This is a genomic window from uncultured Serinicoccus sp. (assembly GCF_947487915.1).
In the GTDB taxonomy this organism is placed as follows: Bacteria; Actinomycetota; Actinomycetes; order Actinomycetales; family Dermatophilaceae; genus Ornithinicoccus.
This window is the reverse complement of the sequence record NZ_CANKYH010000008.1, coordinates 15,490-30,141: the sequence shown is the minus strand read 5'-3', so window position 1 is coordinate 30,141 and position 14,652 is coordinate 15,490. Positions and strand designations below refer to the sequence as shown.

18 protein-coding genes are annotated in these 14,652 nt (G+C 71.9%); 7 read left to right on the top strand and 11 right to left on the bottom strand.

Annotation, left to right across the window (positions count from 1 at the left end):
• Window positions 1-4: 4 nt before the first annotated feature.
• The 8 genes from Q0795_RS11610 to Q0795_RS11575 form a co-directional block, all read right to left on the bottom strand.
• Window positions 5-529, bottom strand: coding sequence for a hypothetical protein (locus Q0795_RS11610; RefSeq protein WP_298889846.1), 525 nt, complete (start codon window positions 527-529; stop codon window positions 5-7).
• A 10-nt stretch (window positions 530-539) separates the two neighbouring features.
• Window positions 540-1,064: a hypothetical protein gene (locus Q0795_RS11605; RefSeq protein ID WP_298889845.1), complete on the bottom strand. Its 525-nt coding sequence runs from the start codon at window positions 1,062-1,064 to the stop codon at window positions 540-542.
• A gap of 13 nt (window positions 1,065-1,077) precedes the next feature.
• Window positions 1,078-3,042 (bottom strand): hypothetical protein, encoded by a 1,965-nt coding sequence (locus Q0795_RS11600; RefSeq protein WP_298889844.1) that lies wholly within the window; start codon window positions 3,040-3,042, stop codon window positions 1,078-1,080.
• Window positions 3,043-3,049: 7 nt separating this feature from the next.
• Complete coding sequence (locus Q0795_RS11595) at window positions 3,050-3,364, bottom strand: hypothetical protein (RefSeq protein WP_298889843.1); 315 nt, start codon at window positions 3,362-3,364, stop codon at window positions 3,050-3,052.
• A gap of 107 nt (window positions 3,365-3,471) precedes the next feature.
• Window positions 3,472-3,960: an SRPBCC domain-containing protein gene (locus Q0795_RS11590; RefSeq protein WP_298889842.1), complete on the bottom strand. Its 489-nt coding sequence runs from the start codon at window positions 3,958-3,960 to the stop codon at window positions 3,472-3,474.
• 1 nt (window position 3,961) lies between these two features.
• Window positions 3,962-4,288, bottom strand: coding sequence for a metalloregulator ArsR/SmtB family transcription factor (locus Q0795_RS11585; protein ID WP_298889841.1), 327 nt, complete (start codon window positions 4,286-4,288; stop codon window positions 3,962-3,964).
• 44 nt (window positions 4,289-4,332) lie between these two features.
• Window positions 4,333-4,725: a nitroreductase/quinone reductase family protein gene (locus tag Q0795_RS11580; protein ID WP_298889840.1), complete on the bottom strand. Its 393-nt coding sequence runs from the start codon at window positions 4,723-4,725 to the stop codon at window positions 4,333-4,335.
• Window positions 4,726-4,813: 88 nt separating this feature from the next.
• Window positions 4,814-5,113, bottom strand: coding sequence for a GNAT family N-acetyltransferase (locus Q0795_RS11575; RefSeq protein ID WP_298889839.1), 300 nt, complete (start codon window positions 5,111-5,113; stop codon window positions 4,814-4,816).
• A 54-nt stretch (window positions 5,114-5,167) separates the two neighbouring features.
• Between Q0795_RS11575 and Q0795_RS11570 the strand changes: the two genes are divergently transcribed.
• The 3 genes from Q0795_RS11570 (at window position 5,168) to Q0795_RS11560 (ending at window position 7,445) form a co-directional block, all read left to right on the top strand.
• Window positions 5,168-5,857 (top strand): methyltransferase domain-containing protein, encoded by a 690-nt coding sequence (locus Q0795_RS11570; protein ID WP_298889838.1) that lies wholly within the window; start codon window positions 5,168-5,170, stop codon window positions 5,855-5,857.
• Window positions 5,858-5,951: 94 nt separating this feature from the next.
• On the top strand, window positions 5,952-7,001 hold the full coding sequence (locus Q0795_RS11565) for an SGNH/GDSL hydrolase family protein (protein ID WP_298889837.1): 1,050 nt from the start codon (window positions 5,952-5,954) through the stop codon (window positions 6,999-7,001).
• A gap of 63 nt (window positions 7,002-7,064) precedes the next feature.
• A complete protein-coding gene (locus Q0795_RS11560; RefSeq protein ID WP_298889836.1) occupies window positions 7,065-7,445 on the top strand; it encodes a DUF2237 domain-containing protein in 381 nt (126 codons plus the stop codon).
• Window positions 7,446-7,448: 3 nt separating this feature from the next.
• Here the strand turns inward: Q0795_RS11560 and Q0795_RS11555 are convergent, their stop codons facing one another.
• Window positions 7,449-8,195: a hypothetical protein gene (locus Q0795_RS11555; RefSeq protein ID WP_298889835.1), complete on the bottom strand. Its 747-nt coding sequence runs from the start codon at window positions 8,193-8,195 to the stop codon at window positions 7,449-7,451.
• A 239-nt stretch (window positions 8,196-8,434) separates the two neighbouring features.
• On the opposite strand from Q0795_RS11555, the gene Q0795_RS11550 reads away from it, so the two are divergent.
• The gene (locus tag Q0795_RS11550; protein ID WP_298889834.1) at window positions 8,435-8,710 is read left to right on the top strand and encodes a DUF1540 domain-containing protein; all 276 of its coding nucleotides are present in this window, start codon (window positions 8,435-8,437) and stop codon (window positions 8,708-8,710) included.
• Here the strand turns inward: Q0795_RS11550 and Q0795_RS11545 are convergent.
• Together Q0795_RS11545 and Q0795_RS11540 are read right to left on the bottom strand one after the other, a co-directional pair.
• Window positions 8,695-9,498, bottom strand: coding sequence for a hypothetical protein (locus Q0795_RS11545; RefSeq protein ID WP_298889833.1), 804 nt, complete (start codon window positions 9,496-9,498; stop codon window positions 8,695-8,697). The two genes, Q0795_RS11550 and Q0795_RS11545, sit on opposite strands and share 16 nt — an antisense overlap.
• 138 nt (window positions 9,499-9,636) lie before the next feature.
• Complete coding sequence (locus Q0795_RS11540) at window positions 9,637-10,650, bottom strand: LacI family DNA-binding transcriptional regulator (protein WP_298889832.1); 1,014 nt, start codon at window positions 10,648-10,650, stop codon at window positions 9,637-9,639.
• 150 nt (window positions 10,651-10,800) lie between these two features.
• On the opposite strand from Q0795_RS11540, the gene Q0795_RS11535 reads away from it, so the two are divergent.
• The 3 genes from Q0795_RS11535 to Q0795_RS11525 are packed head-to-tail and all read left to right on the top strand — an operon-like array spanning window position 10,801 to window position 14,629.
• The gene (locus tag Q0795_RS11535) at window positions 10,801-12,885 is read left to right on the top strand and encodes a beta-galactosidase (RefSeq protein ID WP_298889831.1); all 2,085 of its coding nucleotides are present in this window, start codon (window positions 10,801-10,803) and stop codon (window positions 12,883-12,885) included.
• Window positions 12,882-13,766: a carbohydrate ABC transporter permease gene (locus Q0795_RS11530; RefSeq protein ID WP_298889830.1), complete on the top strand. Its 885-nt coding sequence runs from the start codon at window positions 12,882-12,884 to the stop codon at window positions 13,764-13,766. Before Q0795_RS11535 ends, Q0795_RS11530 begins: the two co-directional genes overlap by 4 nt.
• Window positions 13,763-14,629 carry a carbohydrate ABC transporter permease gene (locus tag Q0795_RS11525; RefSeq protein WP_298889829.1) on the top strand — a complete coding sequence of 289 codons (867 nt, stop codon included), beginning with the start codon at window positions 13,763-13,765 and terminating at the stop codon, window positions 14,627-14,629. The genes Q0795_RS11530 and Q0795_RS11525 overlap by 4 nt, the downstream gene beginning before the upstream one ends.
• Window positions 14,630-14,652: the final 23 nt, after the last annotated feature.

Genomic DNA, 14,652 nt, shown 5'->3' with positions numbered 1-14,652 from the left:
CGGCTCAGCCGGGCAGCCCCGGCTCGCGGTGCTCGCCGAAGCGGTCCCAGTCGCCGTAGGTGATCATCGGCACCCAGTGGGCCGAGACGTCGACGTCCGTGAACTCCTCGACCTTGGCCACCGGCTCACCCGTGATGGCGAAGTAGGACCGGGCCCACCCGTCGGGTCTGAACGTGAAGGCGGTGTGCGCCTTGGAGTCCCTGAGGGAGAGCCACGTCGTCTGCTCGTCCGGGTAGACGTGCACCGTGAGGCCGCTCAGGAAGAGCTCCCCGGGACGGTCGGCCTGCTCGTAGAAGTGGTAGTGCTTCACCTGCGAGCCGAACGAGTCGTAGAACACCGCCCCGACGTACATACCAGCCGGGTTGATCGTGAGCGTGTAGTCCGGCACCAGCCCACCGGAGGGATCGGTGACCCTGCTCACCGAGAGGCTCGGACCACCGGTGAAGCGCTTCCGGGCCTGCGGCTCGCTGATCTCCTGGATCGGTCTGCGCAGCACGGGGTGCCAATCACGTCCGTACCGGTAGGTCATCGTGTCGCGTTCAGCCGGGCAGCCCCGGCTCGCGGTGCTCGCCGAAGCGGTCCCAGTCGCCGAAGGTGATCATCGGCACCCAGTGGGCCGAGACGTCGACATCCGTGAACTCCTCGACCTTGGCCGCCGGTTCACCCTTGACGGCGAGGTAGGAACGGGCCCGGCCGTCGGGCTGGAAGAGCAAGGACCGATGCGCCTTGGAGTCGCGGAGCGACAGCCACTTGTCCTGGCCGTCGGGGTAGACCGTGACGACGACCTCCCGGAGGAACAAGTGACCAGGACGGGCCGCCTCCTCGTCGAAGTGGTACTTCTTCACCTCCGAGCCGAACTCGTCGTAGAAGATGCTGCCGACGTACATCCCGTCAGGGTCGATGCTGAGCGTGAAGTCGGGGACCGCACCGCCGGAAGGATCGCCGACCTTGCTGACCGAGAAGAACGGGCCGTGGGTGAATCGCCGCTCAGCCTCGGCCTCGGTGATCTCGCCGATGGGCTTGCGCAGCTTTCCATGCCATCTCTGGCCATACCGGTAGGGCACGTGTCTCGCTTCCTCAGTCGAACAGGTGGGCGGTGTAGTCGAAGCCGTTGATGTCGATGATATGGACGCCGTTCTCGAAGGCGTACTCAGCCACCTCGTCAGGGATGGTCCCTCCGGCCTGTGGCGGCACCTGCAGCACCATCTCGCCCTGGAGTCGTTGACCTGCCAAGCCCGACATCTGCGTCGAGGGCACGTCGGCGACCCTCGCCGAGTCGGGGTACTTCGTGACCAGCTCGTCGATGTAGCTGAACGCCGTGGTCGACTGCACGTCGCCGAGCTGGGTGAGCTTGCGCGAGATGATCTCCTCGCCGGGCACGTAGCTGTCCAGCCGCACGTAGCCCGACCCGCCGGGCGCCTGCAGGTAGACCTGGTTGTGGGGGTAGTTCGGGGTCATGTAGGTGTCGAACCTGTTGCCGGCCACCATGTTCTGCAGCCACGGCCGGTCCCCGAAGCGGCGCAGCTCTGCGGGGGTGAGGAAGGCGTCGGTGGTGAAGTTGGCGGCGTCGGCGAGCTCGTCGGCCGAGGCGGCCAGCCGCCCGCCGGGCAGCAGCCGGCCGACGTCGGTGCCGCTGGCGGCCAGCCGCTCGATCGAGGCGAGCTCCTCGACCGTCAGCGCGCGCTTGACCCACTTGCCGCCGACCGCGAACCACCCGACGACAGGCACCGCCCCGGCGTAGGACAGCCCGGCGTCGACGTAGTTGCCCTCGGCGGTGTACCAGAGGCCGTTGAGCACGTCCGCCGGCTCGCCGACCAGCGGCACCATCCCCAGGACGTCGAGGACGATGTGGCCGGCCCGGGCGTACCACGGCGGCCGGTTCTCCTCGGCGATCCGCGCCTCCCGCTCGATCGCCGCGATCGACCCCTCGAGGTCCTCGACCAGCCCCGGCTGCCAGGCGTCGGCGCCCTCCACCGGCGGTGCCGTTAGCCCGGTCTGGAGCCCGGCGACCAGCTGGGACACGGCATACTCGTCCATCCCGCGGAAGCGCATCGTCTCCCACAGCCGGGCGTTCACCTCGACCGGCCCGTCGTCGGTCTCGACCGTGATGGTCTCGCCCTCGGCGAAGACCTGGCGCAGGGCGTCGGGGTTGTGGCCCATCCCCTGGTAGAGCCCGCCGAACGGGTCCGTCACCAGGTTGGTGGCCGGGCTCTTGCTCGGGTCCGGGTCGAAGATGAATCCCATGGAGGTCCAGTACTCCGCCCCGTGGTCGCCCTCCAGGTCGACCATCCGGTCGTGGACCGTCGTGAGCAGGTCGGTGGAGAAGGTGCCCCGCGAGATGACGAGGGACAGGCGCTGCGCCCGGCCGCTGATCGGCGGGACGTCCTCGATGGCGTCCGCCCAGGCCTCGCTCATCCCGGGGACCTCGAGGTCGCCCTCGCCCTGGGAGGCGAGCCCGTAGGTCATCCCGAGCCCGTTGAGCAGGGCGTCGTAGCGGCCGTCGAAGTCGGTGGCCTCCTCCGGGGTCCGCGCGTGGAACTCGCGGTAGGAGGAGATGCTCTGGAGGTACTGGTCCAGCGTCGAGGGCGGGACTCGCCCCGCGACGGCGGCGGCGAAGTAGGGGTCGTGGGCGTGCTCGGCGAGGATCTCCAGCAGCCGCGGGTCGATGTCCTGGGGGTCCGCGAACTCGGCCGGCGTCATGAGCACCTCGACCTCGTCGGCCAGGGCGTCGACCTCCGCCTGCGACAGGTCGCTGACGTAGCTCTCGTCGATCTCGACGACGCCCACGCCCGGTATGCCCGGGGTGCTGGCGGCGATGAGGCGCGCCAGGGCGAGACGCCGGTTGAGGTCGCGGATGCGGTCGCCCATCCAGGTCCAGACGGCGGACCCGAAGTCGACCTGGGCCACGGACCCGGTGCCGATGAGGACCTGGTCCAGCCGGCCGCGGATGGTGCTCACGTCGGAGGGGAGCTCGTCGTAGGCCGACCTCATGTCGGCGACGAGCTCCTCCATCGCCCCGATGTCGATGCTGACGAGCGCCATGCCGACCTCAGCGCAGTCCCATGCGCTGCCAGCGCACCTGCCAGGCCGTCGACGGGACGCGTTCCGGCTGACCGGAGATGACCCGGTCGAAGTCGTCCAGCGCCGCCGGCCCGGCCTCGTTGAGCCGGCTCCGGTAGGTGTTCAGCTCCCCGGAGAAGTCCTCGCCCATGGGGCCCTGCCAGGCCCCGGCGTCCATCGCGCGCCGCGCGGCACGCAAGGCGTCCTCCAGCCGTGCAGCCGGGCTCACGCACGCCGACCGGGCGCTGCGGACAGCGTCCTTGTAGGTGTTGTTCACCATGACGACCTCGTCGTCCCCCGCCATCGCCCCACCTCTCTCGCGCAGCAGGGGACACGGTAGCAGCGGTGCCCGACATGCCGGGGTGGACGGACGATCCCCGCACGCCGGGCGCCACCGCCCCCCGGCCGGGCTCAGGCCGCCAGGAACCCGTCGATCTGGTTGATCGACTCGGTGGCGCCCTCCTCGACGCCCATGTCCAGCACCTGCTGGAGGCCCTCGGCGGAGTCGTAGACCGAGGTGAAGGTCGCGCGGGTGCCGCCGTCGACCTGCTCGAAGGCATACGTGTTGCGGGACACCGGCATCCTCTCGGCCGCGGACCAGGTCTCCGCGTCGGCGAAGCGGTCCTCGAAGGTGAAGCTGCGGCCGGTGTCGACGCCGGTGATCTCCCAGAGGCCGCCGTACTTCTCGCCCTCGGGGCCGGTCATGAAGTACTTCGTGGTCCGGCCCGGCGCGAGCTCGTGCTCGACGAAGGTCGCCGGGTGCGAGGGCGGGCCGAAGACCTGCTCCAGCTGGCGCGGGTCGGCATACATCTCCCACACCCGTTCGACCGGTGCCGCGAACTCCGCGGTGATCGTGATGGTGCGTCCGGCGGTGTCGGTGGTGACGCTGGTGACGGGCATGTCAGTGCTCCTCGAGAAAGGTGTCGATGCGATCGATGCGGCCGCGCCACAGGTGCTCCAGCTCGGTGAGCATCGAGGAGACCGAGCGGACGGCCTCCACGTCGCCGCTGGCCAGCTGCTCCCGGCCGCGCCGACGCTTGGTGAGCAGGCCGGCGCGCTCCAGCACGGCGACATGCTTCTGGACGGCGGCGAAGCTCATGTCGTAGCTCGTCGCCAGGGCCGACACCGAGTGCTCCCCGGCCAGCACGCGGCGCAGGATGTCGCGTCTCGTGCGGTCGGCGAGCGCGTGGAACATCGCGTCCGCGCGGTCCTCGGAGGGGTCGTCCATGTTGACAACATACAACCAACTAGTTGTATGTTGTCAACCCTGCCTCAGCGGGGGTCCAGCACGACCACCGGGATGACCCGGGAGGTCTTGTCCTGGTAGGCGGCGAAACGCTGGTGCACCGCGACGAAGCGGGCGTAGATCTCCTGCCGCTCCACCGGCCCGGCCTCGCGGGCCCGCACGGGGATGGCGCGCTTCTGCACGTGGATGGTGACGTCGGGGTGAGCCCGCAGGTTGTAGAACCAGCCCGGGTGCTGGTCCGCACCGTTCGCGGAGGCGGCGACGGCATACCCCTCGCCGTGCCGGACGAACATCAGTGGCGTCTCCCGGGCGGTCCCGGTCTTCGCGCCGGTGTGGTCGAGGACGAGGACGGCGCCGTCCTGCGGCCCGGCTCCGAGCCGGCCGGTCGCCTTGACCAGCTTGGCGTGCAGCGTGGTCACGAGACGCAGGAAGGTCGACAGGGCCAGAGCCTACGCCGTCGGGCGAGGGGTGGCAGGGCGCGCGCCAGGTCCGCGGACGGGTGGGACCTCAGCCCTGGCGGCCGGAGTAGAGCAGGTCGGCGTAGTCGGGGTGCCGGTCGATCCACGCCTTGATGAACGGGCAGATCGGCAGCACCCGGCGGGTCCCCTGGTCGCGCACGTCGTCCAGGGCCCACCGTGCCAGCGCGCTGCCGACCCCCTGACCCTCGGCGGCCCGCTCGACCTCGGTGTGCGTGAAGACCACCAGGATGTCGGTGAGCTGGTACTCGGCGAAGCCCACGAGCGCACCGTCGAGGTGCGCCTCGTACCTCGTCAGGTCGTCGTTCCGGGTCACCTGGACATCGGCCATGCCCCCAGCCTCTCGCGGCGGACGCCCGACGTCCACACGGCCGCCGGGTATGCCGTGGCTGGGGTCGACGTGCCCGGCCCGGTTGTCAGCAGCCGTGGGTCGGCGCGGGGCGGGCGTATCCTGCGCCTCACCCCGCTCCCGCCCCCGGAGGTCGACGACATGGGCCGTGCCGGTCAGCCGCGAAGCCCGGCCGTCGCCGAGGCGATGCAGATGGTGCCGCGCCGGGACTTCCTCCCGCCCGGGCTGCGCGACCGGGCTGGGCAGGACGTCCCGCTGCCCATCGGGCACGGCGCCACGAGCTCCCAGCCCAGCACCGTGGCCGCCATGCTGCGGCTGCTCGACGTGCGGCCCGGGGACCGCGTCCTGGACGTCGGTGCGGGGTCGGGCTGGACGACGGCCCTGCTCGCGCGGCTGGTCGGCGCGTCGGGCTCGGTCGTCGGGGTGGAGCTGGAGGCCCCGCTGGCCGAGGAGGCCGAGGAGCGGGTGCGGCGGGCGGGTCTGCGCCAGGCGTCGGTGCGGGCTGCGGTGCCGGGCGTGCTGGGGTGGCCCGCGGGGGCGCCCTACGACCGCGTCCTCGTCTCGGCCATGGCCTCGCGCTGGCCGCAGGAGCTGGTGGAGCAGCTGGTCGACGGCGGCCTCCTGCTCGTGCCGCTGGACGGTCGGCTGGTGCTCGCGCGACGCCGCGGGACGCGGGTGCACCGGCGCCAGGCGCCGGGGTGGTACCGCTTCGTCCCCCTCCGGTAGCGCCGCGGCGCTGCTGCCCGGGGAGAGGGCACCGGCGCCAGGTCCGGGGCGCGAGACCCTGCGGTGCGTCGGAGGCCTGTGCTTGCATGTGCTCATGTCAACGACGACACGGACCCTCCTGGCCTCGACCTGCACCCTCGCCCTGGGCGCCACCCTCGCCGCCGCCCCCGCGCAGGCGGCGAGCAGCGACGGCGACTACGTCGCCCTGGGCGACAGCTTCTCCGCCGGGACGGGCACCTACGCCCGCACCGACTCCTGCTACCGCTCGCCCTACGGCTACCCCGCGCTCATCGCCGGTCAGCGGGGCCTCGACCTCCACTACCGGGCCTGCTCGGGGGCCGACACGAGCGACGTGCTGGCCGACCAGCTCGGCACCCTCGACGCGCACACCGCCCTGGTGTCCATGACGATCGGCGGCAACGACGTCGGGTTCGCCGACGTGCTGACCGAGTGCGCGCTGCCCGGGTGGATCAGCGACTGCGACGGCGAGATCGACGACAGCCTGACCATCCTGCGCACGGTGCTGCCCGGGCGTCTCGACCAGGTCTACGGCGAGATCGCCGGCCGGGCGCCCAACGCCGAGGTCGCCGTCGCCGGCTACCCCTACCTCTTCAACGGCCAGGACTGCTCCTGGGCCACCTTCTTCTCGGGTCGGGAGATGGCGCGGCTCAATTCCGGCACCGCCGAGCTGGACCGGCTCATCGACGCTCGCTCGACCGCGGCCGGCTTCACCTACGTCGAGGTCCGGGACGACTTCGCCGGCCACGCCGTGTGCGACCGGCAGGCGTGGATCAACAACCTGACGCTCCCGATCGACGAGTCCTTCCACCCCAACCGGGCGGGCAACCGGGCGTACGCCTCGGCGGTCGCCCCGGCGATGGGCCTCTCCTCGGTCGCGGCCCGCAGCCTGCCGCAGGCTCAGGCGCAGCCGGTGCCCGCACCGAGCATCCGGTCGCAGGCCGCGGCGGTGCTGGACATGGACCTGACCAGCGCCGAGCACCTGCGCCAGGCCCGGGCGGCCGGCGTCAAGCCGGGCGAGGTGAGGAAGGCGGTGGCCAAGCTGCGCAGCGGCAACGAGCAGGTCGTGCGGGCGGGTCTGCGGGAGCTGCAGGAGCTGGACGCCCAGGTCGCCTCCCGCGGCTGAGGCAGCACCGTCCGCGGAGTGGACCTGCGGCCGGGGGTCCGTGCGGCCTGACATGCTGGCCTCATGCGCAACGTGCTCGGTGCCCCGCTCGAGGAGTGCGGCCGCGACCCGGTCACCGGCTTCACCCGGTCCGGCTCGTGCGAGGTGACCCCGGAGGACGCCGGCGTCCACGGTGTCTGCGCGGTCATGACCGAGGAGTTCCTCACCCACGAGTTCTCGGTCGGCAACGACCTGCTCACGCCCCGGCCCTCGTGGGGTTTCCCCGGACTGCGACCCGGGGACCGCTGGTGCGTGGTCGCGGTGCGCTGGCTGCAGGCCCAGCAGGACGGTCACGCCGCGCCGGTGGTGCTCGCCAGCACCCACGAGCAGGTGCTCGAGGTGATCCCCCTGGACCTCCTGCGCAGGTATGCCGTGGACGTCCCCGACGACCTGTCGGGGCTGTGAGGCTCAGTCCGCCGTCGGGCTGTCCTGCGCGGTGCGCTGGGACACCGCCACGAGCAGGGCTCCGCCGAGCAGGTCGAGGACGCCGATGACCAGCAGCACGATGGTGAGGGCACCGGAGTCCCCGGAGCTCAACCGTTGGATGGCCAGCACGGTGATCACGATGCCGAGGATGAGGTAGATCCAGCCCCGTCGACGGAGGGTGGCCGGGTTCCTGCGGGCCGCGTCCGCGGCGGAGGGCCGTCCCGGTCCGCCGGCCTCAGCGCTGTCCGCGCCGGTCCCCTCGGGAGCATCGGACGCCCCCGGCGTCTCGACGGTGTCGACCTCAGCGGCCGCCGCGGCGGTGCCGTCGAAGGTCTCGTCACGGTGGTGGTCGTAGGCCTCGTAGCCGGTCTCCTGCCGCACCGCCTCCACCGCCCCGCGCACCTGGGCGTCCAGCGTCCCGGGGTCCCCGGGCGCGCCGTCGGGGACGGTCACGGAGGCCGACCGGTCGAAGAGCTCGACCTGCAGACCGGAGTCGAGGGCCCGGAGCTCGCCGTAGACGTCGCCGCCGGTCTCCTCCGCCACCCAGGTCTCGACCTCCCCGTCGACCACCTCGCGCAGGCGTGCCTCGATGCGGCGGAAGGTCTCGACACCGGCAGCGAGCGCCTGCTCGTCCGCCTCGACGGCGGTGTCCTCGGCGTCAGCGGCGGCGAGCGCGTCCCCCCAGTCCTGTCCGGGATGGCGCGGGCACAACGTGATGTCGTAGCTCATGTCCCCATCTTGCCCTGTGCCGCACCGGCACAGCGCCAGCCCACCAGGGCCGTCCCGGAATTGCGCAACAGGGATGATGCGAATTGCGGCTGAGCCTGCGGTGGGAATGCTGTCCGAGAATTAGGAGAAAGGAGTCGGCACATACTCTGATCAGGCACGATGATCTTGTGGCCCACCCGCGGTGTCCCTATTCTCGAAGAAGAGTTCCCCCGGGAAAACCAGAAGAGAGGACGAGCACCATGGCTACCATGACCGCGATCAGTTCCTGTGCGGCGACCAGCTGCGCCTACAACAAGGGCGGCTGCAGCGCCGAGGCCGTGACCATCGGCGGCGACGAGGCGTCCTGCGGCACGTTCGTGGAGCTCGACGTCCGCGGCGGCCTGCCCGTCGCGGAGGGGCACGTCGGGGCGTGCCAGCGTCTGGAGTGCGCCCACAACAAGGACCTCCTGTGCACCGCCGACGCCATCACCGTCGGTGGCGACACGGCGCGCTGCCTCAGCTACACCGCCGGCTGAGCGAGCCGGCCCACCGCTGCCTGGAGGTCGTCCAGGCAGCGCACGGGCGCTCCGAACGGCACGAACACCGTGCGGGTGCTCGTGGTGCCCACCTCCAGCCAGGTGCACCCGGTGCTGTCGACGTCGGCCAGCACCCGCTGACCCACGACCGGCGACATGGTCGGCGGCGTGGGGTGGCCCGGACCGACCAGCCCCTCCCGCGCACCGCAGACGACCTCGTCGACGATCTGCCCGATGCGTCCGGACCCCAGCTCCTCGACGGCGTCCCGGCAGACCCACTCCTGGTCGCGAGCCGGGAAGCACGGCGGGTCCACGACCTCGGAGAACGACATCGGCGTCACGCCCGCCTGGTCGTGCAGCAGCAGCCGGTCCAGGCAGAGCAGGGCCACCTGCGCACCCGCCGCCGCCGGCCAGTCCACCTCGGGCGGCAGCAGCCCCAGGCTGCTCATCGCCCGGGTCTCCCCCTCGTCCATGATGCGTAGGTGGGCGAGGGCGTGCAGGCTGGCCACCGACACCCGCGTGCGCGGGTCCGCCCCGTGCTGGTCGACCCGCAGCCGGACCTCACGGCAGGTGCGCGCGGGGTCCAGGGTCTCGGCCGGGAGGGCCACCACGGGCACGTCCGCGGCCGTGAGCCCGTGGGCCAGCACGTGCAGGGACCGGTCCGGGTCGTCCCGGTAGGCGACGACCGACGCCCGCCCGGCTCCGTGCAGCAGGCGTGCCGCCGTCGAGCGGGTGGTCCCCTCCCGCATCTGGTCGGCCACCGTCGAGGTGGGCTGGGGTGTCGTCATGAGGTAAGGATAACCTCACCTCTTTAGCGAAAAGCAAGTGCGCGCATACATCCCACCCGCGCATGCCCGCCGCGATGACGCACCGGACGCCCGGGAGTGGCCGCCGCGGACGCCCGGAGTGCCGTCAGCGGTAGGCCGTCAGGCCGAGTCGCGGGCGACGACCTCGGTGGGCAGGAGGCGGCCGTCCGGCTCGGCGGGTATGCCGGCGAGCTGGTCGAGCACCAGCCGCGCCGCCGCCGCGCCGAGGTCGCGCGCGGGCTGGCGCACCGTCGTGAGTGCAGGGCGGCACCGGCGGGCCCAGCTGGAGTCGTCGAAGCCGACCAGGGCGACGTCCTCCGGCACCCGTCGACCCGCGGCCAGCAGCGCCTCCAGGGCGCCCGCGGCCACGGCGTCCGAGGTGGCGAAGACCCCGTCGACGTCGGGAGCGCGGTCCAGCAGCTCGCGCATCGCGTCCCGGCCCGCGGCGTACTCGTACAGCGGGCGCTCGACGACCAGCCCCGGGTCGAAGGCCGGACCCAGCGCCGCGCGGAAGCCGGCGAGCCGGTCCGCACCCGAGTCGCGGTCGAGACCGACGGCGATGATGCCGACCCGGCGCCTGCCCCGGTCCACGAGGAGCTGGGTCACCGCCGTTGCGGCGCCGGCGTTGTCGATGCCCACCCAGGGCATCTCGACCCCCTGCGGCGGCCGGCCGACCAGCGCCGTCGGCAGGGTGGTCCGCTGCATCGCCTCCAGGAGGGCGTCGTGCTCCCGCGCGGAGACGACCACCGCGCCGTCGACGAACCCGCCGCGCAGGTAGCGCACGACCCGCTCTGTGTCCCGCTCGGAGTCGATGACCAGGCTGACCAGCTGCTGGTCGGCGGTCGAGAGCACCTCGTTGGCCCCGAGCAGGATGGCGCCGATGTTGGGGTCCTCGAGGAAGAGCTCGTGCGGCTCGTGCACGACGAGACCCACGGCACCGGAGCGGTTGAGGGCCAGGTTGCGCGCCGCGGTGTTGGGCACGTAGCCGACCGTCCGGACGGCCCGCTCGATCGCCTCCCGGGCGCGGTCGGAGACGTAGCCCTCGCCGTTGAGCACGCGGCTGACCGTGCCCCGGGACACGCCGGCAGCCGCCGCGACATCGCGGATCGTCACACGTCCGGCAGAGGGGGGCATGCTCCCGATCTTACCCAGGGGGTTGACAGCGAGCGGTGCTGGCGGGCAGTCTCTGTGCACGGTCACAGATTCGTCACCCGCCTCGCTGGTGTCGGTTCTGTGCACGGTCACAGGCGACCGACCCGGGTCGCCCTTCGCGAAGGAGCGACGATGGTCCAGGTCGGCACCCCACCGGTGTGGTCACATCATCGCGTCGACCCCGCCGCGTCGCCCGCGCACACCCCGTGGCGCACCGACCACCCGCTGCTCGGCTGCGACTACAACCCTGAGCAGTGGCCCCGCGAGGTCTGGCACGAGGACGTCCGCCTCATGCGCGAGGCCGGCGTGGAGCTCGTGGCGGTCAACGTCTTCGGCTGGGCCGAGATCCAGCCCGCCGCCGACCGCTTCGCCTTCGACCGCCTCGACGAGGTCCTCGACCTGCTCCACGAGCACCGGATCGGGGTCAACCTCGGCACCGGGACGGCCTCCCCGCCGCCCTGGCTGACCACGGCATACCCGCAGGTCCTCCCGGTCGCCGAGGACGGCACCACCCGTTGGCCGGGGGGCCGTCAGGCGTGGTGCCCCAGCTCGCCGGTGTTCCGCGAGCTCTCCCTGGAGCTCGTGGACCGGGTGGCCTCCCGCTACGGCCGACACCCCGCCCTGCGCCTGTGGCACGTCAGCAACGAGCTCGGTGGACACAACTCCCTGTGCTACTGCGACGTCAGCGCCGAGGCCTTCCGCCGCTGGCTGCGCGAGCGCTACGGCCGGATCGAGGCGGTGAACGAGGCCTGGGGCACCTCGTTCTGGTCCCAGCGCTACGACACCTTCGAGGAGATCCTGCCTCCGCGGCTGACGCTGTCCACCCCGAACCCCGGCCAGGCGCTGGACTTCCACCGCTTCAGCTCCGATGAGCTGCTCGCCCAGCACCGGGCCGAGGCCGAGGTGATCCGGACCCGCAGCACCCTGCCGGTCACCACCAACCTCATGGTCACGGCGCACCAGCGCGACATGGACTACTGGGACTGGGCGCCGCACCTCGACGTCATCGCCAACGACCACTACCTCGACCACCGGCTCGCCGACCCGGCCGCCGAGCTCGCCTTCTGCGCCGACCTCACCCGCGGGCTGGCGCGGGGCCGGCCGTGGATCCTCATGGAGCACGCCACCGGTGCGGTCAACTGGCAGCCGGTCAACATCGCCAAGCAGCCGGGTGAGCTGCTGCGCGGCTCGGTGGCGCACCTCGCGCGGGGCGCCGACGCCCTCTGCTTCTTCCAGTGGCGCGCCTCGCGCCAGGGCGCGGAGAAGTTCCACTCCGCGATGCTGCCGCACGCCGGCACGGACTCGGCGACGTGGGCGGAGGTGCTGGAGCTCGGCCGGATCCTGCGTGCGCTGCCCGACCTCGCCGGGACGCAGGTGTCCGCGGAGGTCGCCGTCGTCTTCTCCTACGAGAACCAGTGGGCGGCCGACGCCCCGAACCGGCCCAGCGAGCTGGTCGTCCACCTCGAGCAGGTCCACCAGGCGTATGCCGCCCTGCGGGCGGCCGGCGTCGGTGTCGACATCGTGCCCCCCGGGGCCTCGCTCGAGGGCTACCGGGTCGTCGTCGTGCCCCACCTCTACCTGGTCCGTGACGCGGAGGCCGCCGTCCTGCAGGACTTCGTCGCCGGCGGCGGGCACGCGCTCGTGACCTTCTTCTCCGGGATCGTCGACGAGGACGACCGGGTGCGCCCCGGCGGCTACCCCGGCGCCTTCCGCGAGCTGCTCGGCGTCACCGTCGCGGAGGTCCACCCGCTGCCCGAGGGGGTGGTCCTGCCCCTGGAGGGCGCGCCCGGCGGGACCGTGCGCCGCTGGACCGAACGGGTCCGGCTCGACGGGGCGCGGGCGCACCGTCGCCTGGGGGCGGGTCCGCTCGCGGGACACCCCGCGGTCACCGTCCACGAGCACGGCACGGGACGCGCCTGGTATGCCGCGGCGGACCTCGACCCGGACGCCCTGCGGGAGCTGGTCGAGGAGGTGCTCGCCGGGGCGGGCGTGGAGCCCGAGCCGGGTGCGGGACCGCAGGTCGAGGTCGTGCGCCGGCGCGCCGTGCCCGCGGGCTCGGGCCCGGACTTCCTCTTCGTCCTCAACCACGGACCCGACACGGTGCAGGTCCCCGCCCGGGGCGCCGAGGTGTGCACGGGCGACGTCGTCGACCCGACGCTCGAGGTGCCGGCCGGCGCCGTCCGCATCGTCCGACTCGCACCCGAGGAGCAGTCATGAGCCGCCCCACCCGACGACGGGTGCACCACCCGGGCGCGATCGCGATCTTCATCGGTCCGTTCGCGGCGCTGTTCACCCTCTTCTACCTGCTACCGGTGGCCTACGCCGTGTGGCAGTCGACCCGCACCGTGGAGCGCACGGGCACCTTCGGCCCCGCCGAGGAGGTCTTCGGCGGGCTCACGCAGTACCGCGAGGTCATCGCCGACGAGGCCTTCTGGGCCTCGGTCGGCCGGGTGCTGCTCTTCGGCGCGGTGCAGGTCCCGGTCATGCTGGGCGTGGCGCTCCTGCTAGCCCTGCTTCTCGACTCACCGGTCGTCAAGGGAGCGCGCTTCTTCCGGCTCGCCTTCTTCGCACCGTATGCCGTCCCCGGCGTCATCGCGGCGATCATGTGGGGCTTCCTCTACTCGCCCAACCTCTCGCCGTTCACCGGCATCACCCGCGAGGTCGACTTCCTCGGCAGCGGGCTCGTGCTCTGGTCGATCGCCAACGTCGTGACCTGGGTCTACGTCGGCTACAACATGCTCATCATCTACTCCTCGCTGCTGTCGATCCCGGGCGAGGTCTACGAGGCGGCCCTGCTGGACGGCGCCGGCCAGTGGCGGATCGCCTGGTCGGTCAAGATCCCGCTGGTGCTGCCGGCGATCATCCTCACCGGCGTCTTCTCCATCATCGGCACCCTCCAGCTGCTCGCGGAGCCGCAGGTCTTCCGCACCTTCTCCACCGCCGTGACCAGCGACTACACGCCCAACCTGCTCGTCTACACGACGGCCGCCGTGCCCAACCAGCCGCTCGCCGCCGCCTTCTCGGTGGTGCTCGCGCTGGCGACCTTCGTGCTCTCCTTCACCTTCCTCAAGCTGACCCAACGGAGGGCCTTCTCGTGAGCGCGACACCCAGCAGCACGGCATACCGGCAGAGCCCGGTCTCCCGGACGGTCGCGATGGTCGTCCTGGGCGTCTTCACCCTCTACTTCCTCACGCCCATCTGGTGGCTGTTCATCGCCGCGACCAAGGAGCGCGGCGACCTGACGACGACCAACCCGCTGTGGTTCTCCGACCTCAACCTCGTGGAGAACCTGCAGGGCGTCTTCACCTACGGCGACGGGATCCTGCCGCGCTGGCTGATCAACTCGGTGCTCTACGCCGGCGTCGGCTCGCTGGTCGCGACGGTGCTGGCCGGGATGTGCGGGTATGCCCTCGCGAAGTACGCCTTCCCCGGCCGGGAACTCATCTTCAACGTCGTCCTCGGTGGGGTGCTCGTGCCGGCGACGGCGCTGGCCCTGCCCCTGTTCCTCATCTTCGCCCAGGTGGGCGCCACCAACACCTTCTGGTCGGTCTTCCTCCCGAGCATCGTCAGCCCCTTCGGGGTCTACCTCGCGCGGATCTACGCCGCCTCCTCGGTGCCCGACGAGCTGCTCGAGGCGGCCCGCCTGGACGGGGCCGGGGAGGTGCGCACCTTCTTCTCGGTCTCGGTGCGGCTCATGGTGCCCGCGCTGGTGACCGTCTACCTCTTCCAGTTCGTCGCGATCTGGAACAACTTCTTCCTGCCGCTCATCATGCTGCGCGACGAGCGCCTCTTCCCGGTGACGCTGGGCCTCTACAACTGGAACACCGTGGTGAACCAGGTCCCCGAGCTGCGTCTCTACGTCCTGACCGGCTCCCTGGTCTCGATCGTGCCGCTCATCGTCGTCTTCCTGCTCCTCCAACGCTTCTGGCGCTCCGGTCTGGGCACCGGCTCGCTGAAGTAGCTCCACCCACCCCTGAAGAAAGA